The 20,545-nt window shown below is 62.4% G+C and carries 22 protein-coding genes; 8 read left to right on the top strand and 14 right to left on the bottom strand.

Annotated features, from left to right (window positions below):
- Nucleotides 1-122 precede the first annotated feature (122 nt).
- The 4 genes from rpoH to ftsY form a co-directional block, all read right to left on the bottom strand.
- Entirely contained in the window at nucleotides 123-977 is an 855-nt protein-coding gene (gene rpoH / locus PG897_RS11950; RefSeq protein WP_005308053.1) for an RNA polymerase sigma factor RpoH, read from the bottom strand.
- Nucleotides 978-1,428: 451 nt separating this feature from the next.
- Complete coding sequence (ftsX, locus tag PG897_RS11945) at nucleotides 1,429-2,385, bottom strand: permease-like cell division protein FtsX (protein ID WP_005308051.1); 957 nt, start codon at nucleotides 2,383-2,385, stop codon at nucleotides 1,429-1,431.
- Nucleotides 2,385-3,053, bottom strand: a complete 669-nt coding sequence (gene ftsE / locus PG897_RS11940; protein ID WP_005308049.1) for a cell division ATP-binding protein FtsE — start codon at nucleotides 3,051-3,053, stop codon at nucleotides 2,385-2,387. Before ftsE ends, ftsX begins: the two co-directional genes overlap by 1 nt.
- 90 nt (nucleotides 3,054-3,143) lie before the next feature.
- Nucleotides 3,144-5,045: a signal recognition particle-docking protein FtsY gene (gene ftsY / locus PG897_RS11935; RefSeq protein WP_270829036.1), complete on the bottom strand. Its 1,902-nt coding sequence runs from the start codon at nucleotides 5,043-5,045 to the stop codon at nucleotides 3,144-3,146.
- A 110-nt stretch (nucleotides 5,046-5,155) separates the two neighbouring features.
- Between ftsY and rsmD the strand changes: the two genes are divergently transcribed.
- Both rsmD and PG897_RS11925 read left to right on the top strand, forming a co-directional pair.
- On the top strand, nucleotides 5,156-5,785 hold the full coding sequence (gene rsmD, locus PG897_RS11930) for a 16S rRNA (guanine(966)-N(2))-methyltransferase RsmD (RefSeq protein WP_270829035.1): 630 nt from the start codon (nucleotides 5,156-5,158) through the stop codon (nucleotides 5,783-5,785).
- A gap of 254 nt (nucleotides 5,786-6,039) precedes the next feature.
- Nucleotides 6,040-6,351: a DUF1145 domain-containing protein gene (locus PG897_RS11925; RefSeq protein WP_005308045.1), complete on the top strand. Its 312-nt coding sequence runs from the start codon at nucleotides 6,040-6,042 to the stop codon at nucleotides 6,349-6,351.
- Between the two features lie 38 nt (nucleotides 6,352-6,389).
- On the opposite strand, the gene PG897_RS11920 is transcribed toward PG897_RS11925, so the two are convergent.
- Nucleotides 6,390-6,755: a YijD family membrane protein gene (locus PG897_RS11920; RefSeq protein WP_005308044.1), complete on the bottom strand. Its 366-nt coding sequence runs from the start codon at nucleotides 6,753-6,755 to the stop codon at nucleotides 6,390-6,392.
- A 20-nt stretch (nucleotides 6,756-6,775) separates the two neighbouring features.
- A complete protein-coding gene (gene fabR, locus PG897_RS11915) occupies nucleotides 6,776-7,396 on the bottom strand; it encodes an HTH-type transcriptional repressor FabR (protein ID WP_005308043.1) in 621 nt (206 codons plus the stop codon).
- 149 nt (nucleotides 7,397-7,545) lie between these two features.
- Between fabR and PG897_RS11910 the strand changes: the two genes are divergently transcribed.
- A complete protein-coding gene (locus tag PG897_RS11910; RefSeq protein ID WP_139752476.1) occupies nucleotides 7,546-8,664 on the top strand; it encodes a fatty acid desaturase in 1,119 nt (372 codons plus the stop codon).
- A gap of 476 nt (nucleotides 8,665-9,140) precedes the next feature.
- On the opposite strand, the gene PG897_RS11905 is transcribed toward PG897_RS11910, so the two are convergent.
- On the bottom strand, nucleotides 9,141-10,394 hold the full coding sequence (locus tag PG897_RS11905; protein WP_201882161.1) for a phospholipase D family protein: 1,254 nt from the start codon (nucleotides 10,392-10,394) through the stop codon (nucleotides 9,141-9,143).
- A gap of 77 nt (nucleotides 10,395-10,471) precedes the next feature.
- Between PG897_RS11905 and PG897_RS11900 the strand changes: the two genes are divergently transcribed.
- Complete coding sequence (locus PG897_RS11900) at nucleotides 10,472-10,618, top strand: hypothetical protein (RefSeq protein WP_005308040.1); 147 nt, start codon at nucleotides 10,472-10,474, stop codon at nucleotides 10,616-10,618.
- Nucleotides 10,619-10,625: 7 nt separating this feature from the next.
- Here PG897_RS11900 and PG897_RS11895 read toward each other — a convergent pair whose 3' ends face one another.
- From PG897_RS11895 to tatA, 3 genes are all read right to left on the bottom strand, one after another.
- Complete coding sequence (locus tag PG897_RS11895) at nucleotides 10,626-12,050, bottom strand: lytic transglycosylase F (RefSeq protein WP_201882163.1); 1,425 nt, start codon at nucleotides 12,048-12,050, stop codon at nucleotides 10,626-10,628.
- A 213-nt stretch (nucleotides 12,051-12,263) separates the two neighbouring features.
- Nucleotides 12,264-12,566 carry a DUF406 family protein gene (locus PG897_RS11890; RefSeq protein ID WP_010635398.1) on the bottom strand — a complete coding sequence of 101 codons (303 nt, stop codon included), beginning with the start codon at nucleotides 12,564-12,566 and terminating at the stop codon, nucleotides 12,264-12,266.
- A 14-nt stretch (nucleotides 12,567-12,580) separates the two neighbouring features.
- Nucleotides 12,581-12,742, bottom strand: coding sequence for a twin-arginine translocase TatA/TatE family subunit (gene tatA / locus PG897_RS11885; RefSeq protein ID WP_005308036.1), 162 nt, complete (start codon nucleotides 12,740-12,742; stop codon nucleotides 12,581-12,583).
- Nucleotides 12,743-13,015: 273 nt separating this feature from the next.
- Here tatA and PG897_RS11880 point away from each other — a divergent pair, with 273 nt between their 5' ends.
- Nucleotides 13,016-13,984: a LysR substrate-binding domain-containing protein gene (locus PG897_RS11880; RefSeq protein WP_017764704.1), complete on the top strand. Its 969-nt coding sequence runs from the start codon at nucleotides 13,016-13,018 to the stop codon at nucleotides 13,982-13,984.
- A 97-nt stretch (nucleotides 13,985-14,081) separates the two neighbouring features.
- Here PG897_RS11880 and PG897_RS11875 read toward each other — a convergent pair whose 3' ends face one another.
- On the bottom strand, nucleotides 14,082-14,681 hold the full coding sequence (locus PG897_RS11875) for a YhgN family NAAT transporter (protein ID WP_010635400.1): 600 nt from the start codon (nucleotides 14,679-14,681) through the stop codon (nucleotides 14,082-14,084).
- Nucleotides 14,682-14,781: 100 nt separating this feature from the next.
- Entirely contained in the window at nucleotides 14,782-15,027 is a 246-nt protein-coding gene (locus PG897_RS11870; RefSeq protein ID WP_017764705.1) for a YecH family metal-binding protein, read from the bottom strand.
- A 208-nt stretch (nucleotides 15,028-15,235) separates the two neighbouring features.
- Between PG897_RS11870 and PG897_RS11865 the strand changes: the two genes are divergently transcribed.
- Complete coding sequence (locus PG897_RS11865) at nucleotides 15,236-16,519, top strand: dicarboxylate/amino acid:cation symporter (RefSeq protein ID WP_026141205.1); 1,284 nt, start codon at nucleotides 15,236-15,238, stop codon at nucleotides 16,517-16,519.
- A gap of 14 nt (nucleotides 16,520-16,533) precedes the next feature.
- Here PG897_RS11865 and PG897_RS11860 read toward each other — a convergent pair whose 3' ends face one another.
- The gene (locus tag PG897_RS11860) at nucleotides 16,534-16,848 is read right to left on the bottom strand and encodes a putative signal transducing protein (RefSeq protein ID WP_005308027.1); all 315 of its coding nucleotides are present in this window, start codon (nucleotides 16,846-16,848) and stop codon (nucleotides 16,534-16,536) included.
- Nucleotides 16,849-16,904: 56 nt separating this feature from the next.
- Complete coding sequence (locus tag PG897_RS11855; protein ID WP_017785722.1) at nucleotides 16,905-17,807, bottom strand: LysR family transcriptional regulator; 903 nt, start codon at nucleotides 17,805-17,807, stop codon at nucleotides 16,905-16,907.
- Nucleotides 17,808-17,903: 96 nt separating this feature from the next.
- On the opposite strand from PG897_RS11855, the gene PG897_RS11850 reads away from it, so the two are divergent.
- Both PG897_RS11850 and PG897_RS11845 read left to right on the top strand, forming a co-directional pair.
- Nucleotides 17,904-18,956: an HlyD family secretion protein gene (locus PG897_RS11850; protein WP_005308022.1), complete on the top strand. Its 1,053-nt coding sequence runs from the start codon at nucleotides 17,904-17,906 to the stop codon at nucleotides 18,954-18,956.
- Nucleotides 18,956-20,509: a DHA2 family efflux MFS transporter permease subunit gene (locus PG897_RS11845; protein ID WP_017764707.1), complete on the top strand. Its 1,554-nt coding sequence runs from the start codon at nucleotides 18,956-18,958 to the stop codon at nucleotides 20,507-20,509. Before PG897_RS11850 ends, PG897_RS11845 begins: the two co-directional genes overlap by 1 nt.
- Nucleotides 20,510-20,545 lie beyond the last annotated feature (36 nt).

The raw sequence follows: 20,545 nt of genomic DNA, 5'->3' as shown, positions 1-20,545 counted from the left end.
TCCGCCAAACAAAAACAGGGCCATCAGGCCCTGTTTTCATCAGGAGGCTCAGGCCTCCATCGTATCTTTCAGCTGCCTGGGCGCGTGCTGCTCAAGCTGACGAACCCGCCCGGCGCACAGGATTACGCTTCCATCGCATCCTTCAGCTTCTTGAGGGCGTTTTTCTCAAGCTGACGCACCCGCTCGGCGGAGACGCCGTAGGTATCGGCCAGCTCCTGCAGGGTAGTCTTGCTGTCGTCGTCGAGCCAGCGGGCACGGATGATGTGCTGGCTGCGCTCATCCAGGGTGGCCAGGGCCGAACTCAGGCGACGGGTCGCATGATCGTCCCAGTTGTCGTTCTCGATGGTGGCCGCCAGATCGGAGGATTTGTCCTCCAGATAGTGAACCGGCGCGAAACCGCCCTCTTCGTCCTCATCACCGACCAGATCGAACGCCTGATCGTAGTTGCTCATGCGCGCTTCCATCTCGGTGACGTCGGCGGCGGAGACGCCGAGGTCGGCAGCCACGGCCTGCACCTCTTCGTGGTTCAGCCAGCCGAGACGTTTCTTGGATTTGCGCAGGTTGAAGAAGAGCTTGCGCTGGGCCTTGGTGGTTGCCACCTTGACCATGCGCCAGTTGCGCAGCACGTATTCGTGAATTTCAGCCTTGATCCAGTGCACCGCGAAGGAGACCAGACGCACGCCGACGCTCGGGTCAAAGCGCTTGACCGCCTTCATCAGGCCTATGTTGCCTTCCTGCACCAGATCTGCCTGGGGCAGACCGTAACCGGCATAACTCTTGGCGACATGAACGACAAAACGCAGGTGCGACATAACCAGCTGACGGGCAGCCTCGAGATCGCCTTCCTGCTGCAAACGCTCAGCCAGCTCACGCTCTTCCTCTGCGCTCAGCACCGGAATCGAGTTTACTGCCTGGATATAGCCTTCCAGACTACCTTGCGGAATCAGAGCCATAGTGCGCTGCAATGAAGTTCCCATGTTCTACCTCTTACTTTTCAATCGAATCAGTCTAACACCCTGAGAGGGCCTGTCTACTGACCGGACGCCATTCTGCGGCCTGCATCAAACATGACTGGCATGTCTGAACCGGAATCATCTTAGGCCGGCAGGATGAATCATGAATGAACAGTCAAAAAAAGGGGGTCACAATGAAGGACCCCCGAAAAGTAGCATGCTAAGTCCATTGTTGCGGAGCTCGCAACCTTCACATGCTTGCCAAGTCAGACGAGCAAGGCATAGGGGCCACACCCGTATAAATTCTTCGCAATTGTAGACTGCTTATAAATCAGAAGGTTCACAGGATCCAGAGAAGATCCTGAAGACTGGTGCTATCCAGATTACTCCCAGAACGGTGGCCGTGCCAGAAACGGCCACTCTTTTACTTGATCCAGGTCGCAAAATCCAGCGCTTTGAAACGCTGATAAATTAATCAGGACGGTTCGATGTCGCGAATGTGGCGATGGACCGAAAACCAGGAGGCGATCAGACCCAGCAGGGCCCCTAGCAGGATCAGGTTGATCCCGTCCACCGCTCCCATGCCCACCAGCCTGAAGTTGCTGTTGTAGAGACCCGCCAGCTCCTTCACCACCCCTTCGCTCCAGATCACCATCACCTCGGTCAGCCACCAGGCCAGCATGCCGCCAATGACCCCGAACCAGATGCCGGTATAAAGGAAGGGACGATGGATGAAGGCATCGGTCGCCCCCACCAGCTTGAGCACTTCGATCTCGGAGCGCTGGTTGAGGATATTCAGGCGCAGGGTGTTGCCGACGATCAGCAATACCGCGGAGAGCAGCAACACGGCGATGCCGGTGATGGTGTGGCGCAGCAGGTTCATGATCCCCTGCAACCGGGTCAGCCACTGCAGATCCAGCTTGCCCTGCTCGACCCCGTCTTCATTGCTCAATTTGTTGAGCAGCTCGGCCGCCCCTTCCGGGTTCTGCCAGCGCGGATCCGGGATCACGCTCAGCACCGGCGGCAGTGGGTTGCTGTCGAGGTAGTCGAGCGCATCGCCAAAGCCGGAGATCTCGCGAAACTCCTTGAGCGCCTCATCCCGGCTCATGTAGGTGACCGACTCCACCTCAGGGTAGAGCAGGATCCGCTGTTTCATGTCGAGGATGTTCTGCTCGGGCAGATCCTTGCGCAGGTAGAGGGAGATCTGGGAACTGGTCTGCCAGCTCCCCTCCACCACCTCGGCGTTTTTCAGCAGCACGTGGAAGCAGGAGGGCAGCGCCAGGCTGACCCCCAGCACCGCCAGCGTCATCAGGGAGGCGAGCGGATTGCGCCACAGCTCCCCCAGACTGGCAAAGGCCTGGCGGGCGTGGTCAACCCAGTACATCATGAAACGCCGCAGCGGCGGCTGTTTGTGACGCGCACGAATGGCCATCAGAGCTCCTCCCCGGACGAATACATGCGACCCGCCTTGAGGGTCAGGGTGCGATAGCGCATGCGGGCGATCAGCCCCAGATCGTGGGTGGCAATCAGTACGGAGACGCCGAAGCGGTTGAACTCCTCGAACAGCCGCATGATGTCCATGGAGAGCTGGGGATCCAGGTTGCCGGTCGGCTCATCCGCCAGCAGCAGCGGCGGTTTGTTGACGATGGCGCGGGCGATGCCGACCCGCTGCTGTTCACCGCCGGAGAGCATGCGCGGCTGGTAGCGCTCCTTGCCGAGCAGCCCCACCTTGTCGAGCGCAGCGGCCACCCGCTTGTTGATGTCCCCATGGCTGTAGCCGTCGATCACCAGCGGCAACGCCACGTTGTCGAACACGGTTCTGTCCATCAGCAGGCGGTGATCCTGGAAGATCATGCCGATCTGGCGGCGCACGTAGGGGATCTCCCCCCGCTTGATGTGGCTGACGTCGTCGCCATGAAAGAAGACGCGGCCGTCGGTCGGCCGTTCCATTACGCTGATGAGTTTGAGGAGGGTACTCTTGCCTGCGCCCGAGTGCCCGGTCAGAAAGGCCATCTCCCCCTTGCGCAGATGAAAACTAACCTTCTGCAGCGCCTGATGGCCGCCGCTGTAAACCTTGCTGACCTTGTCAAAACGGATCATAACGGTTCCCTGACAGTGACAAGCCCCGACCTGGGTCGGGGCAGGGGGCGCTCAACTCACGGCGCCCGAGCTTGCTCATCGCGAAGACACTCACTCCTCGCGACTGAAAAGCGCCTCGATGAAGTCGTTGGCGACGAACGGACGCAGATCGTCGATCCCCTCGCCCACCCCGATGTAGCGGATCGGGATCTGGAACTTGTCGGCTACCGCGAAGATGACGCCGCCCTTGGCGGTGCCGTCCAGCTTGGTGAGGGTGATACCGGTCAGCCCCACCGCCTCGCTGAACAGCTTGGCCTGGCTCAGGGCGTTCTGGCCGGTGCCCGCGTCCAGAGTCAGCATGATTTCATGGGGCGCCGCATCGTCCAGCTTCTTCATCACCCGCACCACCTTCTTGAGCTCTTCCATCAGGTTGCTCTTGTTCTGCAGGCGGCCGGCGGTATCGGCGATCAGCACGTCGGCCCCGCGCGAGCGGGCAGCCTCGATGGCATCATAGATGACGGAGGCGGAGTCGGCGCCGGTGTGCTGGGCAATCACCGGAATGTTGTTGCGCTGACCCCACACCTGCAACTGCTCGACGGCGGCAGCGCGGAAGGTATCGCCAGCGGCCAGCATCACACTCTTGCCCTCGGCCTGGAACTGCTTGGCCAGCTTGCCGATGGTGGTGGTCTTGCCGACCCCGTTCACGCCCACCATCAGGATGACGTAAGGCTTCTTGTCGGTGTCGATCACCAGCGGCTGCTCGACCTTGGCCAGCATCTCGCCCATGTCCTGCTTGAGCAGGCCGTAGAGCGCCTCGGCATCCTTGAGCTGCTTGCGATCCGCATGCTGCACCAGCCCCTCGATGATACGGGTGGTGGTGTCGACACCGAGATCCGCTGTCAGCAGCTGGGTCTCCAACTCCTCGAACAGCTCATCGTCGATCTTCTTGCCACGGAACAGGCCGAAGAAGCCGGAACCGATATTCTCCTTGGTGCGCACCAGGCTGCGCTTGAGGCGGGCGAAGAAGCCCTCCCGCTGCGGCTTGTCCTGGGTGTCGTCGTCCACCTTGGCTGCCAGTGGCAGTGCAGCCAGCGCGGCGGCCTCAGCCTCCTTCTCGGCCACCAGGCGCAAATCTTCCGCTCGCTGGGCCTCTTTGGCGATCCGGGCTTCCTCGGCAGCCTGCGCTTCGGCTGCGATACGGGCCTCTTCCGCCGCGCGGGCTTCGGCAGCAATGCGCGCCTCTTGCGCGGCACGGGCTTCGGCAGCAAGGCGAGCCTCTTCTGCGGCACGGGCTTCGGCGGCAAGACGAGCCTCTTCTGCGGCGCGGGCTTCGGCAGCAATACGAGCCTCTTCCGCCGCGCGGGCTTCGGCGGCAACGCGAGCCTCTTCGGCAGCCTGAGCGGCGGCGGCAATACGGGCCTCTTCCGCGGCGCGGGCTTCGGCAGCAACGCGAGCCTCTTCTGCCGCGCGAGCTTCGGCTGCGATACGGGCCTCTTCCGCTGCGCGGGCTTCGGCGGCAAGACGGGCCTCTTCTGCGGCGCGGGCTTCGGCGGCAACGCGAGCCTCTTCTGCCGCGCGGGCCTCGGCAGCAAGGCAAGCCTCTTCGGCAGCCTGAGCAGCAGCGGCAAGGCGGGCCTCTTCCGCTGCCTTGAGGTCGGCCGCAACCCGGGCAGCTTCGGCAGCTGCGCGCTCCTCTTCCGCGATCAGGGCTTCATTGACGATCACCGGCTCCAGATCGGAGGCACACTCCTCCACCACCAGCGGACCATGGTCGTCCAGCTCGGCAGGCGGGCAGCAATCATCGTGCAAAACGGAATTCTGTGCGCTGGCGGGCACTTCAGCAGCGACGGCCGGCGTACTATCGGAAACAGTCGTCTCGGAAACGGGATCCGGGTGAGCCGCTACTTCGGACTCAACGGTAGTCGGGGTGGCTTGCGGTGTCTGTGGTTGGACAGCCTCAGCCTCTTCTTTCTTGCGGCCGAAACCCAGCCAGGAAAACAAACCTTTTGCCATCTAAAAATACTCACATCAAAGGCTGACTGCTAAGATAGCCGTCCCTCGGCGGGTCGGCATAAAAATGAACCGCCTTATACTATCACTTTATTTTCTGACGACGAAACGCGATGCCCAGAGTGAAATCCAGCCGTAACGGCCCGAGCAAGAGCCCAACCCCGCAGGGGAAATCGGGCTTTGTAAGAATCATCAGCGGCCAGTGGCGAGGCCGCAAACTGCCGGTCAGGGATGTGGAAGGACTCAGACCCACCACGGATCGCGTCAAGGAGACCATCTTCAACTGGCTAGCTCCCCATGTGCGCGGCACCCGCTGCCTGGATCTGTTCGCCGGCAGCGGCGGGCTGGGACTGGAGGCGCTGTCGCGTTACGCCGAGCAGGTCACCCTGATCGAGATGGACAGGGGCGCCGCCGAGCAGATCAAGAAGAACCTGACCACCCTCGGCAGCAGCCAGGGCCAGGTGATCCAGGCCGATGCCGTCAGCTGGCTGCAAGGGCCGGCCACGCCGTTCGACCTGGTGTTTCTAGACCCCCCCTTTCGCCGCGAGCTGCTGCCCCAAGTGTGCGAGCTGCTGGAGCAGCGCGGCTGGCTGGCACCGGATGCCCTCATCTATCTGGAGCGGGAGAAGGAGATGGCCGATCTGCCGCTGCCGGCCAGCTGGCAACTGCTCAAGGACAAGCAAGCGGGTCAGGTCTGCTACCAGCTTTATCTGCGGGACATCAACAATGACGCCGAGGTTTAACAGCCGTGTGGCTGGGGAAGATGGGCACTAACCCCCCGTCAATCTGGACAAAGGCTCAAGGACAAGCAGGTCGATCAAACCAGGTCTGCTACCAGCTCTATCTGCGGGAGATCAAGAATGACGCCGCGGTTTAACAACCGGATGGCAGGGGAAGATGGGCACGAACCCCTCCCCGTCAATCTGGACAACGACTCAAGGACAAACAGGCCGATCGAATCAGGTCTGCTATCAATGCTATGTGCGGGAGGTAAACGATGAAGCGGGTGTTTAATCTGTTGGCGATGGGTCTGATCCTGTTCTTCTGGTTCGGCGTGCTGGTCAGCCTGATCGCCCCGCTGCCGGGCAAGCTCAACGGCTTCCTGCCGGTGTGCGGCGTGATCGTGATCCTGATGCACTGGGTGCAGGCCAGCATGGTCAAGGCAGCCTGCAAGCCCTACTTCGCGGTGAGCCGGCTCGAGTTCACCCAGGTGCTGGTGTTCGGAGTGTTCGGCATGGTTGAGATCCGCGCCAGGCTGCAGGCCATCGTCGATGCCAAGCGGCGCGGCGAAGACAACAAAGCCGGGTGATCCCGGCTCTGTCATGGTGGTGATGGAAGGAGTGCTGGTCACTCCTTCTCTTTTTTCCCCACGCTGATACCGAGCTTGATGGAGAGCACAGCCAGCAGCAACAACATCATGATCAGCGAGAAGAAGTTGCTGCCAAGCTCTGGGTACTGCACCTTGACCAGCGCCGAATGGCCGAACACGCCGATGAAGAAGCTGAGCAGCATGCAGACCGGGGTGTTGCCCTCCAGCGAGACATGACGGTAGTGCTGGTAGAGCTGATAGGCGGCCAGCACGAAGGCGATCATCGGGAAGAAGGAGAAGGGCACCGCAGACTCTGACAAGACCGTCAGGGAGGCATCGCCACAGATGCCGATGAGCAGGGCCAGCAGCAGGGGTTTCTTCGGAATCGTGTTCTGGTCATGCATGGAGCTGTCCATCCTTTGACTTAAGAGAGAGGTTCACGGCGCTTCTGGTTCTGGACCTCGGCGCCCATGGCGATCATGCGCAGCTGACGGATGGTGCGATCGGACAGGGCCCGGCACTCCTCGCTGGTCATGTCGAGGGCGTCGGCACCGGCACTGAAGACGATGGTCACCATGGCCTCGGCCTGGATGTAGGCCTCTTCCCGCGGCGCCCCCGTGGTGGCTTCGAGGTAGTCGGTCAGCTCGGCGATGAAATGCTGGATCTCCCGCGCCACCGCCTGGCGAAATGCAGCAGAGGTGCCGGAGCGCTCGCGCAGCAGCAGCCGGAAGATGTTCGGGTTGTTCTCGACGAACTCCATGAACGTCTGTACCGAGGTGCTGATGACGCTGCCGCCACCCGCAATGCGCTGACGAGCCTGGCGCATCAACTGGCGCAAGGTCAGGCCGCCTTCATCCACCAGGGTCAGACCCAGCTCCTCCATGTCGCGAAAATGACGATAGAAGGAGGTGGGCGCAATGCCGGCCTCCCGCGCCACTTCCCGCAGACTGAGGTTGGAAAAGCTGCGATTGGCGCACAGTTGGCTGAACGCCGCCTCGATCAGAGTACGCCGGGTTTTTTCTTTTTGTTGCGCGCGAATACCCACGAAAACAGTCACCTTCAGGTTATCGAGGCCAAATGATAACCCGAAGGCTGCGCCAGGATCAGGTTTGTCTCCTACTTTTTTACCATTGACCCCAATTCCGGCTGCATGGAAAATAGCGCACAGCTGTTCGCTGAAAGGAACCGAGTGAGATGGAACGCCCCCCGATCATCATGACCAACACCCTGCTGTTCGCCCTCTCCGGGCTGACCGCACTGATCGCCGTGCCCTGGTACGGCATGACCCATGGCTATGACCTCTGGCAGTGGGGCAGCTTCCTGCTGCTGTTCTGCTATTGCGGCATCTCCATCACCGCCGGCTACCACCGGCTCTGGTCGCACAAGGCCTACAAGGCGCACCCGATCCTGCAGTGGATCTTCGCCATCGGCGGTGCCCTCGCCCTGCAAAACTCGGCGCTGCACTGGTCTTCCGATCATCGTCGCCACCACCGCCACGTGGATGACAACCAGAAGGATCCTTACAGTGCGGGCCGCGGCTTCTGGTTCTCCCACATCGGCTGGATGCTGCGGGAATATCAGCGCGACATCTACCACGACTACAGCAACGTGCGGGATCTGCAGAACAACCCCGTGGTCGCCTTCCAGCACAAGCACTATCTGGCGCTGACCCTGGCCACCAACATCGGCATCCCGCTGCTGCTGGGGCTCGTCCACGGCGATCTGCTCGGCATGCTGCTGCTGGCCGGTGTGCTGCGCATGGTGATGACCCATCACACCACCTTCTTCATCAACTCCCTGGCCCACATCTGGGGCAGCCAGCCCTTCACCGACCGCAACAGCGCGCGGGACAACGGCATCCTGGCCTTCTTCACCTTCGGCGAGGGCTACCACAACTTCCACCACCTGTTCGAGAACGACTATCGCAACGGCATCCGCTGGTGGCAGTACGATCCCACCAAGTGGCTGATCCGTAGTGCCGCCTGGTGCGGGCTGGCACGGGATCTGCGCGCCTGCCCGGAAGAGCGGATCGAGCAGGCCAGGCTGGAGATGCAGCTGAAACGGGCCCAGGCCAGGCTGCACAGACAGGACGACAGGGAGCTGTGGCAGGCGCTGCTGCAGGAGGAGTACGACAAGCTGAGCCAGCAGCTGCAGCACTACTACGCCAGCCGCAAACGCCTGCTGGAGCAGCGCAAGCGCAAGGCACTGGCCCGTTATGACCAGCTGAAACTGCAGCTGGAGTATCGCAGCCTGCACGATGCCTTCACCGTGGCCAAGCGCAACTGGAGCCGCCTGTTGGCAGGCATCGCCTGACCATAGACCGTCAGACTACACAAACAAAAAGACCGCCAATCGGCGGTCTTTTTGTTCAGCCCAGCCAGCAGGCCATAAAAAATGGGGTGACACTCGCATGTCACCCCCTCGCAAATAGCATGTTCCATATTGGAATCCGGTCCCGTCGGGTTCCTCTCCTGCTTCCTGAGTTTCCGCTACCCATCTGAAGCAGGCTCCGGCTGGAGCGATCCAGTCGGCCGATTCCCTTCACGACCCTCTTCCGCACGACGGCAAGCCGCCGTGTTGTCCTTGCAGTTGAAATATTACGCAGATAAATAAAATAAAAAACCGATATATTCGGTCATCTATGCAAGCATCTGCCGCTCATCCAACTTCAACCAGAAAACAATCTGATTAAAAACAATACGATAAATCACCCCATCGCCATTGGATGGCAAACGTTATCCTCGAAGGCGCACAAGGCTTTGCGAGATCTCGCACAAGCCGTGATCCACTCACAACCAGCGCTGCAACGGCAACCAGTCGCTGACCCTGGCCAGCAGGCGGCGCAGGGTCGAGGGCGGGGCAGCCACCGAGTGGGATGAACGCTGCTGCCAGGTCGTCAGCCACTGCTGCAACTCGGCGCACAGCGCGGGGCAGGCCAGATGCAACACCAGCTCGGTGTTGAGCAGCAGGGAGCGCGGATCCAGATTGAAGCTGCCGAGCAGCGCCTCCTCCTCCCCCACCAGGATCAGCTTGGCGTGCAGGCTGAGAGATGCCCCCTCCAGCTCCGACAGCGCTATGCCCTGGCGTATCAGCCAGGGGCGGTGACGACGGTAGGCGCCGTACACCAGCGGCACATCCGTGCTGGCCAGGGAGTTGGTCAGGATGTCGATGGTCACCCCCGCTTGACGCTGCTGCCTGAGTCGGCGGCGCAGACCTCGGGTCAGGATGAGATAGGGGGTGACCAGGCGCAATGTGCCCTGATTGTCGGCCAGTTTGCGCCAGAGCAGTCGCGCCGTGGTGGGCCGGGATACCAACCCCTTGCCGGGGCGGTCAAACCACACCTCGGCCCGCCCGGCATGCCAGCACAGAGGGATCGGCTCGGGATCGAACAGGCTGGCGGGCAGGTCATAGACGGCCGAGATCTGCGGCTCGTTCAGGGTCAGCAGGAAGTCGTTCACCACCTGCACCTCGGCCCGTTGCAGCGGGCGGCGCAACAGACGGCGGATCGGGTGGCTCCAGCGGCTGCGCCAGAATTGATCGAACCCCTGCTCGACCCGCTGGCAGAGCGGGCCGCGGCAGGCAAGATCCAGATCGACGAACTGGGGGGCACCGCCGAGTCCGAAGTAACGATCCCCGATATTGCGACCCCCGATCACCGCCTGGCTGCCATCCACCAGCAGCAGCTTGTTGTGCATGCGGTGATTGATGCGGCGAAAGCTGAGCAGCCCTTCCAGCAGCAGGGTCAGTGGCCGCCAGCCGCGCAACCAGAAGGGATTGAACAGACGTACCTCGATGCCCGGCTGGTGGGCCACCATCTCCAGGAAGCGGTTGTCGCCGGCATAGAGGTCATCGATGAGCAGTTGCACCCGCACCCCGCGTTTGGCGGCATGCAGCAGTTCCGACAGCAGCAGCTTGCCGCTGCTGTCCTCCTCCCAGCTGTAGTACTGGGCCTGGATCCGGCTTCTGGCGCCGCGGATCAGCTGACAGCGCAGCTTGAGCGCCAGCTCGGGCTGGTCGATCAGGGCGAATTCAGCGGGGATCATGGCGTCATCCGCCTGTCATGAGGAAATGGCATAACGCTGGCTAAGGGCCTCGTAGCAACAGGATGAAGGAATTTACCATGGAACTCACGGATCGCCCCGCCATCAGTCACAGACCGCAGGCCAGTGAGCCGGATCCCTCGCCGAGCGGCCAGCTGACCCCCTGGTATCTGCAACACAGGGATCAGGCCTGGCAGCCTTTCACCTCGCCCGCCCCATCGCACTAGCAGGACGTCAGGGCTGGGCCACCGCCTCGATGGCGGCCGCCTTGCCCTCCAGCTGGGGTAGACTGAAGCGGTAGGCCACATAGTACTTGTAGATGGTGCTGACATAGTTGATGGGACCCTGCCCCACCTCGTTGGCCACCAGCTGCTCCACGTTGCCGAACCAGACGTCGGGATCCAGCCCGGCGGCCTCGGCCTTGGCCCTGAGCGCCTGCACCCGGTTCGGGCCGGCATTGTAGGCCGCCAGTGCAAACAGGTGGCGGTTGAGCACGTCCAGCTTGGGATCGTTGAAATAGGTGTCGAGGATCAACCGCATGTAGCGGCAGGCCGCCTCCACGTTACCCTCCAGGCTGGCGAGGCGAGCGCCGCGAATGCCCACTTCGTTGCCGGTACTCGGCAACAGCTGCATGATCCCCACCGCCCCCCGTTCGGAACGGATATTGGCATTGAGGCCAGACTCCTTGTAGGCCAGCGCCGCCAGCATCAGCCAGTCCAGCCGGTACTTGTCGGCCTGCTGCTCCAGCACCTTGCGGATGGTCGACAACCGGCCCAGCGGATCCGGCGCCAGTATGTTGCTCATCTGGTCGTTGCGAGCCAGCAGGCGGCGCAGGGCCATGTCGCTGTAAAGAGTGCGCTTGCCTGCATCGGCCAGATAATCGTTGACCGCCTTGAGCAACTCGGGGCTGTTGTTGCGCAGGGCCCAGGCGCTACGGCCGTTGTCCCGCAGCGGGATCAACTTGTGGGCTCGCAGCCCGCTGATCATGCCGAGCCAGATCCGCCCCTTGAAGCTGTCGGTCACGGTGAGCGGTATGATGCCGGCCGCCACCATCTCCAGCAGATCCCCGTCCTGCAGGTATTCAGGCACGGTTTCGATATAGACGGGGGGCAGCCCCAGCTCGCGAAACAGCCAGTTGAGCTGGCGCAGGCTCTCGTAATAGCTGGAGCTGGCCCGCACCCAGACCCGCCGGCCTGAGAGCTGGGTAATGCGGTTGAAGGTCGGCAGGCTGTGCTGGCTCACCACCCACTCTTCGATGGGGGCGATCACCGGGTTGGAGAAGGTCACCTGTTCGCGCCGGGTCGGCGTCACCGTCATGTTGGCGGCCACCAGATCGCCCCGCCCTTCGGCGAGGTAGTCCAGCAGCTTGTCCTGGCGCACCGGGATGTAGATGATCTTGAGCTTGATCTTCTCCTTGGCCAGATAGGTCTGGTTCAGCCAGCGCTCGAATCCCTGCAGCTGGTTGACCAGAATGCCGTGCTGGGTCCCCTTGTCGAGGAAGAAGAAACCCCGCTCATAGACCACCAGGGCCCTCAGCTCTTTCTTTTGCAATATGCTGGCGAGATCCCCTGGCTGGGGCAGCCGCTGCGGTTTGAGATCCGCCGCCAGCAGCGGCAGCGCCCACAGAATGAGCAGGCTCCAGAGCCAGCGCCGCCTCATGGCGTCACCGCCAGTGGCTGTCCGGGCAGGTCAAAGAGGTGATGAGCGACGTGGAGAGGGGTGGCGAAGAGCCTGCGCTGAACCATGATGAGATCGCCTTCTGTTGGCCGACTCGCGTCGGGCAAAACCGTCTGTGGGATAACTAACTATAGAACGCAGACCCACAGCAGAAGGGTCAGCACGGCAGGCAAGCCTGCCGTGTTTTCAGGGGGCTCAGATAGAGCGGGCACGCATCTCGAAAATGAGTTTTTCGGCGGTGCAGGTGAATTGCAGACGGGCTTTCAGGATCACGCCGTTGGCGCCCTGGCTCAGTTCGCTGCTGCTCTTGGCTTCGGCGGTGACCTGCTTGGCCAGCGCCTCGTAGGCGGCCAGCTTGGCGCGGGCGTCGGCCTCTTCGGCGGCCTCGATCACCAGCTCCATCACATCATCACCCTCGCCGATGATGGTGCCAATTTCGGCGAAGCAGCCGCAGCTGTCACAGGTCTCGTTCAATTCCACTTTATCTTCTACGGACATCATTCAACTCCCACTTATTTCGGCTGTGATTCATCGTCACGCAAGGCTTTACGAAAATCCCTGATGGCGGTGCCCAGATCTTCCCCGGCGCCGGCCAGGCGTTTGCTGCCAAACACCACGACCACGACGACGAGCAGGATCAACAAATGCCAGATATGAATTCCACCGAGTCCCATAGGGATACTCCTGACTGATAGATACCGATCGTTTGTATCAAAAGAAGGCGCAAAGATTGTTGGGCAAAATCAAGACAGGCGCAAGTTTGCAAATAAATCACCAAAAAATACGGCGACCCAAAGGCCGCCGTATTGCTTGATGCTACTTGTCCCCTCAACCACTACATCCTGTACCAGCCGCCATTGAAGGCGAGAGACGTTTCGAGCATAAGTTCGCCTAGATATGAAAACAAATGGTATAAATTCATCTAAGAATTGAAGAGGATTCATATCATGTTGCTGGAACAGCTGGGGCGTATCGACCTCAATCTATTGATAATCCTGCAAGTTTTGCTGGAGGAACGAAACGGCAGCCGGGCGGCCCGTCGCCTGCATCTGAGCCAGTCTGCCGTCAGCAAGGCCCTCGGCCGACTGCGGGAAACCTTCGACGATCCCCTGTTCGTGCGCTCGGCCTACGGGCTGGAGCCCACCGCACGCGCCCTCAGCCTGCAGCAGCAACTGCAGCCGATCCTGCTGTCGCTGGACAACCTGATCCAGCCGCCGGATTTTGACCCGACCACCACCGAGCGGGAGTTCGTCATCGCCAGCATGGACAGCGCCTTCACCCTGTTCGCGCCGCTCTACCTGAGCGAGCTGAAACGGCAGGCCCCCGGCATCCGGCTGCGCTACGAGGAGTGGACCGAGAACAGCCTGACCGAGATGAGCCAGGGCCAGGTGGACATCGCCTTCACGGTGCGGGAGAACTGCATCAACTCGGACTTTCGGCTCGATACCCTGCCCAACGCCATCTGTCAGCGGCTGCTCGCCATCGACGATCTGACCTGCCTGGTGCAGCACGACCACCCGGCCCTGCACGAACCCGAATGGGATCTCACCCGCTACCTGGCCTATCCCCACGTGCAGACCTATTGCGAGGGGCGCGACCGCTGGATGCTGGATCACAAGCTGGCGGAGCAGGATCTCTACCGCCGCATCGAGGCGACCGTCCCCTCCTTCGAGGCGGCGCTGCGGATGGGCATGCACTCGGACATGATAGTGACCCTCTCCCGGCTCTACGCCCGCCATGCCACCCAGGTCTACCCGCTGGTACCGCTGCCGCTGCCCATCGCGCTGGACAGCATCTCCCACCTGCTGATCTGGCATCAGCGCCACGAAGAAGATCCTGGCCACCGCTGGCTGCGGGAGACCCTGCTGGCCCTCATCATGGGCAAGCTGGAGCCAACAGCGGCCGAACCGGCCTGATTGTCGGCACAGGGCCGCAAGACCCTGACGGTCACCACGCCGGATCACAGGCAAAAAAACGGGGCTCATCGAGCCCCGCGTCTTTCCTGTTAGCCAGTCAGTTCTGACCGGTCACCGCCAGGTAGTGGTGCACCCCGTCGAGCAGCATCTGCACCGAGATCATCACCAGCAGCATACCCATCAGCCGCTCCACCGCGGTGAGTCCTCGCTCACCCAGCAGCTTGTTGAAGACCTCGTAGAACATCAGGATCACGGCGCTGGCGCCCCAGGCCATCAGCAGGGCCAGCGACCAGTCCGCCATCCGGGTCGGCTCCTGGTTGGCCAGCAGCAGCAAGGATGCCAGGATCGAGGGGCCGGCAATCATGGGGATCGCCATGGGCACCAGGAAGGGCTCCTCCCCCGCGGCCAGCCCGGTCACCCCCCCTTCACTCGGGAAGATCATCTTGATGGCGATGAGGAACAGTATGATGCCGCCGGCGATGCTGACCGCCTCCTGGCGCAGATTGAGGAAATTGAGGATCTGCTGACCGACGAACAGGAAGGCCATCATGATCACCAGCGAGAACAGCAGCTCCCGCATCATCACCTTGCGGCGTCGCTTGGGATCGATATGACGGAGGATCGACAGAAAGACCGGCAGGTTGCCCAGCGGATCCATGATCAGAAACAACATGACGGCAGCGGAGAAAGTATCCATACAACGCCCAGGCCAAGCCTTCAACAGAGGAGGGGAAAGAGGGCGAATATAACAAAGGCGGCGGGATTCGGCGAGCGCGGCAGGCGCTCGCCGGCGGGGATCAACCGTGGTTGCAGATCTTGTCGGCGCGGGTCTGGAAACCCTGCTCCGATTCGATGAACTTGCCGCGTTTGGCCAGGAAGTCGATCAGGGCCTCGGCATCCATCTCGCTGGCGCTGCAGGTGTGGAAACGGGCATCCGCCCCGAAGCGTGCGTCGATGGCCTGCTTGAGGCTGGCCCGGGTGAACTGGCCGCCCTGCGCCAGCATCATCTCCATCACTTCGTGGCCGTGTACCGATTGAGTCATTGCAAACCTCTTGAATAGACATATTTGATGCCTATTAAATCCTGCCCCACTGCCGACGACCTTGATATAGGCCAACAAATTGCCGATTTCCCTGCCCCCGCACTGGTGATGGTCACGGCTTTGTCGATAATGTGGCAACCTGAGCAGGGGATGGCTACACTAACGCCCCTTTTTGCCACCGCAGACCGAATATAAGGACATTGGCGTCATGCTGTTCCATGGACTGGCTTTCAAACCCTGGCGGATCTGGACCCGCCGTCCGCTCTGGTTGAAGACCCTGCTCGGCATGCTGACGGGGATCGGGCTCGGCGCCGCTTTCAGCGAACAGGCATTGCTGCTCAAACCCATCGGCGTGCTGTTCGTCAACACCATCCAGATGCTGATGGTGCCTCTCATCTTCTGTTCGGTCATCGCCGGCCTCACTTCGCTGCTCAAGGGCAAGGCCCTAGACCGCATCGCCGGCAAAGCCATCGGCCTCTACCTCTGTTCCACCGCCGTCGCCATCTGCATCGGCCTGATGATGGGCTGGCTGCTGGAACCCGGCATGGGCGCCAATATGGGACCCTATGAACGGGTCGGCATGGCGGAGTCCCCCACCCTGGCCAGCGTGCTGAGCCACCTGGTGCCGCGCAACCCGGTGCAGGCCATGGTGGACGGCAAGATCCTGCAGGTGATCGTGTTCGCGGTGGCCCTCGCCCTCGCCCTCAACGCCACCGGTCGGCGCGGCCGCCCCGCCATCCTCTTCTTCACCTCGTTGGCGGAGGGGATGTTCAAGCTGACCCAGATGGTAATGGCGCTGGCCCCTTACGGTGTCTGCGCCCTGATGGCCTGGATGACCGGCAAGTACGGCATGAGCCTGCTGCTGCCGCTGCTCAAGGTGATCGGCGCCGTCTACCTCGGCTGCCTGCTGCACGTACTCGGCGTCTACAGCAGCCTGCTGATCCTGCTGGCCCGCCTCAATCCGCTGCACTACTTCAAGAGCATCGTCGATGCCCAGGCTGTGGCCTTCACCAGCAGCTCCAGCAACAGCACCCTGCCCATCAGCCTGGCCTGCGCCGAGCGCCGGCTCGGGGTCTCCCCCGCCATCACCGCCAAGGTGCTGCCCATCGGCGCCACCATCAACATGGACGGTACCGCCCTCTATCAGGGGGTGACCGCCCTGTTCGTGGCTCAGGCCTTCGGGGTGGATCTGCACCTGGTGGATTACCTGACCATCATCAGCATCGCCACCCTGGCCAGTATCGGCACAGCGGGCACGCCGGGCACCGGACTGATGCTGCTGACGCTGACCCTGACCGCAGTGGGACTGCCGCTGGAGGGAGTGGCACTGATCGCCGGGATCGACCGGATCCTCGACATGGCGCGCACCACGGTCAACGTCTCCGGCGATATCCTGGTTTCCGTGTTGATTGCCCGCAGCGAGCGGGAGCTGGATCTGGCGACCTATCACGACGCCAGCGCAGGGGAGGACATCGACTTCACCCTGCGCTGAGGCAGGGCGAGCGATTAATTTTCGTGGGGATCGTGGTGGCAGCGCCAGCAGACATCGAAGTTGGCGCCGTTCTCCTCCCCGCACTGGCCGCACAGCCAGCCGTTGCCCTGACGCTGCTGATAGCGTTCGATGACCCGTCCCGCCTTGCTGCGATCCTGCTCGCGCACCATCAGGGTCACCTGCAGCATGTCCACCGGCAGTTCGCCCAGGGCGCCCGACAGCGCCTCGCCATTGAGCCGCACCGGCACCCCTTCCACTTCCAGCGCCCCTTTCAGGGCGTGGGCCTCCAGCGAATGGGAAGCCCGATACAGATTGATCCAGTGATCCATGTCTTCCCCCTCAGATCCCCCCACGATGCCGTTCCCACGGCACCGGCTCTGGCCGGCTACAGCAGGGTGTCTATGCCGTAGTCGGCCCCCTTGGCCACGATGAAATCGATGAACACCCGCAATTTTCGCGGCATCAGCCGCCGCTCCGGAAACAACAGGTAAATCGGCACCCGAGGCTGCTGCCACTCGGGCAGCACGGACACCAAGGTCCCGCTCGCCAGCTCATCGTGGCAGAGCATGGCGGGCAGAGAGGCGAGCCCCAGCCCTGCCTTCGCCGCCTCTCGGGCACAGGTTATATTATTAACCCGAAAGCGGGAGGGAGGGTCAACCAGCACCTCCTTGTCATCCCGCTCGAAGCACCAGTGCGAGGCCAGAAAGCCGCTGGTCACCGCCACCCGTTCATGTTGCACCAGATCCTCGGGATGAGTGATGGCGGGGCTGCGCGCCAGGTACGCCGGGCTGGCACAGATCAGGCGGGCGTTGCTCCACAGCCGCCGCGCCGCCAGGTTCGAGTCGCTCATGTCGCCGATCCGCACGATCGCATCCAGCCCCTCGTTGATGGGATCCACGATGCGATTGGTCAGCTCCAGTTCCACCTGCAGACCGGGATAGGCCTGCAGAAACTCCGCCACCAGCCTGCCTACCACCAGCTGCCCTGCCTCGATGGGCACTGCCAGCTTGAGGGTGCCGGTCACCTCCTGCTGGCTGGCGCTCACCATCAGCTCGGCCTGGGCCAGCTCGTCTACCGCCTTGCTGCAGCGCAGATAGTACTGCTCGCCGGCCTCGGTGAGGGTGAGCTGGCGGGTCGAACGGTAGAGCAGCCGCACGCCGAGACGCTGCTCCAGCTCGGCGATGCGCCGGCTCACCGTCGCCTTGGTCATGCCCAGCTCCTGGGCGGCCGCCGTGAAGGACCCCTTGTCGACGATCCGCACTAGAATCAATGCAGCGTTCAGATCCATTGTTGCACCAGTGAAACTGTATATCTCATAAATGGATACTAATCGAAACAGTTGGCCAGTGTTAGCCTGCCTCTCTTAAGTTCAGGAATCCCCCACATGAGTCAACACAAGAAGATCCCCCTGCTGGCCGCCATGATACTGGCCCTGCTCGGCCTGCTGTTTGCCGGTTACTGGTATCTGCACGGCCGCTACTTCGAGAGTACCGACAACGCCTACCTGCAAAGCGAGGTGACCGGCATCGGCTCCAAGCTCTCCGGCTACATCAGCGAAGTGCTGGTGACCGACAACCAGCCGGTGAAGGCCGGCCAGCTCATCGCCCGCCTCGACGACCGGGAGTACAAGACCAAGGTGGCCGAGGCCGAAGCCGACCTGCGCCTCAACCAGGCGACGGCGGAAAATCTCGCCGCCACCCGCACCCAGCAGCTGAGCCTCATTCGCCAGGCGGAAGCCAAGGTCAGCTCGGCCAATGCCGAACAGGTGCGGGCCCAGCAGCAGGTGCGCCGCGTCAGCCAGCTCAACCAGCGCCACTACAGTTCGCAGGACAGCCTGGACGAGGTGCGTGCCGGCCTGCAGGTCAATCAGGCCCAGGAGCAGGAGGCCAAAGCGGCCCTGCAGGCCGCCCGCGAGCGGCTGCTGGTGCTGGATGCCGAGGCCAAGCAGAACCAGGCCAAGCTGGCATTGAGCGCCGCCCAGCTGGAACAGGCCAAGCTGGAGCTGGCCTATACCGAGCTGCGGGCCCCGGCCGACGGCATCATTGGCAAGCGCAGTCTGCGGGCGGGGCTCTACGTCCAGTCCGGCATGCAGGTGGCCAGCCTGGTGCCGCTGCAGCAGGTGTGGGTCGAGGCCAACTTCAAGGAGACCCAGCTGCTCCACATGCAGCCCGGCCAGAAGGTGGAGGTGATCCTGGATGCCTACCCGGATCAGCCGGTCGAGGGGATCATCGACAGCCTGGCGCCGGCCACCGGCGCCAAGTTCGCCCTGCTGCCGCCGGAGAACGCCACCGGCAACTTCACCAAGATCGTGCAGCGAGTACCGGTGAAGATCCGCATTCCGGATCCGGGCGCGCTGGCGGGCAAGCTGCTGCCTGGCCTCTCCACCGAGGTGATCGTCGATACCCGCAGCCCTGATCCCGTGGTCGCCGCCAACTGATGGACGCCATACCACGCCGCAACTGGATCGCGGTCATGGGGGGCCTCATCGGCGCCTTCATGGCCATCCTCGACATCCAGATCACCAACGCCTCCCTGAAGGACATTCAGGGGGCCCTGTCGGCCACCCTGAGCGAGAGCTCCTGGATCTCCACCTCCTATCTGGTGGCGGAGATGATCGCCATCCCGTTGAGCGGCTGGCTGAGCCGGGGCTTGAGTGTGCGGCGCTACCTGCTGTGGACCACAGGCGCCTTCATCGTCGCCTCCGTGCTCTGCTCGTTCAGCTGGAACCTCACCAGCATGATCGTCTTTCGGGCGCTGCAGGGCTTCACCGGCGGGGCGCTGATCCCGATGGCCTTCTCCCTCATCGTCAGTCTGCTGCCGCTGCACAAGCGGGCCACCGGCATGGCGCTGTTCGGCCTGTGCGCCACCTTCGCCCCCGCCATCGGCCCGACCCTGGGCGGCTGGCTGACCGAACAGATGTCCTGGCACTACATCTTCTACCTGAACGTGCCGCCGGGACTGCTGGTGATGGCCATGCTGGCCCACGGGCTGGACAAGAAGCCGGTGGACTGGGAGGTGATCAAGCGGGTGGATCTCATCGGCATCCTTACCATGGCGGTGGGGCTGGGCCTGTTGGAAGTGGTGCTGGAAGAGGGCAACCGGGAGGACTGGTTCGGTTCCAGCTTCATCGTGCGGCTCACCGTCATCTCGGTGGTGGCGCTGGTGTTCTTCGTCATCAGTCAGCTGCTGCGCCGCCACCCGCTGGTCAACCTGCGGCTGCTGCACAACCCGCGCTTCGCGCTGGCCTGCTTCGCCTACCTGGTGCTCGGCATGGCGTTGATGGGCTCCATCTATGTGCTGCCGCTCTACATGACCCAGATCCACAACTACAACGCGCTGGAAATCGGCGAGGTGCTGATGTGGATGGGATTGCCCCAGCTGCTGGTGCTGCCACTGGTGCCCAAATTGACCCACAAGATAGACCCGCGCTATCTGGTGAGCTTCGGCTTTCTGGTGTTCGCCGTCAGCTGCTTCATGAACATGAACATGAGTGCGGATTACGCCGGCCCCCAGCTGATCCAGTCGCTCATCGTGCGGGCGCTGGGGCAGCCCTTCATCATGGTGCCGCTCTCCCTGGTGGCGACCGCCAGCCTGACGCCGGACGAGATCCCCTCCTCCTCCACCCTGCTCAACGTGCTGCGCAACCTGGGGGGAGCATTCGGCATCGCCATCATAGCCACCCTGATCGACAACGATACCCGCACCCACGTCAGCCAGATCGGCAGTACCCTGGCCGCCACCAGCATAGAGGGACAGGCCTATCTGCTGCAGCTGGCCCAGAGCATGATGGCCCAGGGCTCCGGCCCCGAGCTGGCCCGTCTGCAGGCTCAGGCCATGCTGTCGAACACCATCAGCCGCGAGGCGGCCATCATGGCCTACAACCAGGTGTTCTTCGTGATGGGTATCTTCCTGCTGATCGCCAGCGCCCTGATGCTGCTGCTCAAGCAGCCGGCCCCGAGGGCGCCGGATGCCGAACCGGTCGAGGCGTGAAAAGAGTGAGAAGGGAGTAGCAAAACGGGCCGGCAG

This window comes from Aeromonas sp. QDB20, assembly GCF_027707805.1.
In the GTDB taxonomy this organism is placed as follows: Bacteria; Pseudomonadota; Gammaproteobacteria; order Enterobacterales; family Aeromonadaceae; genus Aeromonas; species Aeromonas dhakensis.
The sequence above is the reverse complement of the archived record's forward strand: the minus strand, read 5'-3'. Positions and strand labels throughout refer to the sequence as shown.

Coding starts and splice junctions, on each gene's coding strand:
- ftsY (WP_270829036.1), bottom strand. CDS start 5,045: ATGGCAAAAGGTTTGTTTTCCTGGCTGGGTTTCGGCCGCAAGAAAGAA.
- PG897_RS11920 (WP_005308044.1), bottom strand. CDS start 6,755: ATGCATGACCAGAACACGATTCCGAAGAAACCCCTGCTGCTGGCCCTG.
- ftsX (WP_005308051.1), bottom strand. CDS start 2,385: ATGGCCATTCGTGCGCGTCACAAACAGCCGCCGCTGCGGCGTTTCATG.
- PG897_RS11860 (WP_005308027.1), bottom strand. CDS start 16,848: ATGGATCACTGGATCAATCTGTATCGGGCTTCCCATTCGCTGGAGGCC.
- rsmD (WP_270829035.1), top strand. CDS start 5,156: ATGCCCAGAGTGAAATCCAGCCGTAACGGCCCGAGCAAGAGCCCAACC.
- PG897_RS11900 (WP_005308040.1), top strand. CDS start 10,472: ATGGAACTCACGGATCGCCCCGCCATCAGTCACAGACCGCAGGCCAGT.
- PG897_RS11855 (WP_017785722.1), bottom strand. CDS start 17,807: ATGGATCTGAACGCTGCATTGATTCTAGTGCGGATCGTCGACAAGGGG.
- PG897_RS11880 (WP_017764704.1), top strand. CDS start 13,016: ATGTTGCTGGAACAGCTGGGGCGTATCGACCTCAATCTATTGATAATC.
- PG897_RS11850 (WP_005308022.1), top strand. CDS start 17,904: ATGAGTCAACACAAGAAGATCCCCCTGCTGGCCGCCATGATACTGGCC.
- PG897_RS11845 (WP_017764707.1), top strand. CDS start 18,956: ATGGACGCCATACCACGCCGCAACTGGATCGCGGTCATGGGGGGCCTC.
- PG897_RS11910 (WP_139752476.1), top strand. CDS start 7,546: ATGGAACGCCCCCCGATCATCATGACCAACACCCTGCTGTTCGCCCTC.
- PG897_RS11925 (WP_005308045.1), top strand. CDS start 6,040: ATGAAGCGGGTGTTTAATCTGTTGGCGATGGGTCTGATCCTGTTCTTC.
- tatA (WP_005308036.1), bottom strand. CDS start 12,742: ATGGGACTCGGTGGAATTCATATCTGGCATTTGTTGATCCTGCTCGTC.
- ftsE (WP_005308049.1), bottom strand. CDS start 3,053: ATGATCCGTTTTGACAAGGTCAGCAAGGTTTACAGCGGCGGCCATCAG.
- PG897_RS11870 (WP_017764705.1), bottom strand. CDS start 15,027: ATGACTCAATCGGTACACGGCCACGAAGTGATGGAGATGATGCTGGCG.
- rpoH (WP_005308053.1), bottom strand. CDS start 977: ATGGGAACTTCATTGCAGCGCACTATGGCTCTGATTCCGCAAGGTAGT.
- PG897_RS11895 (WP_201882163.1), bottom strand. CDS start 12,050: ATGAGGCGGCGCTGGCTCTGGAGCCTGCTCATTCTGTGGGCGCTGCCG.
- PG897_RS11890 (WP_010635398.1), bottom strand. CDS start 12,566: ATGTCCGTAGAAGATAAAGTGGAATTGAACGAGACCTGTGACAGCTGC.
- PG897_RS11905 (WP_201882161.1), bottom strand. CDS start 10,394: ATGATCCCCGCTGAATTCGCCCTGATCGACCAGCCCGAGCTGGCGCTC.
- PG897_RS11865 (WP_026141205.1), top strand. CDS start 15,236: ATGCTGTTCCATGGACTGGCTTTCAAACCCTGGCGGATCTGGACCCGC.
- PG897_RS11875 (WP_010635400.1), bottom strand. CDS start 14,681: ATGGATACTTTCTCCGCTGCCGTCATGTTGTTTCTGATCATGGATCCG.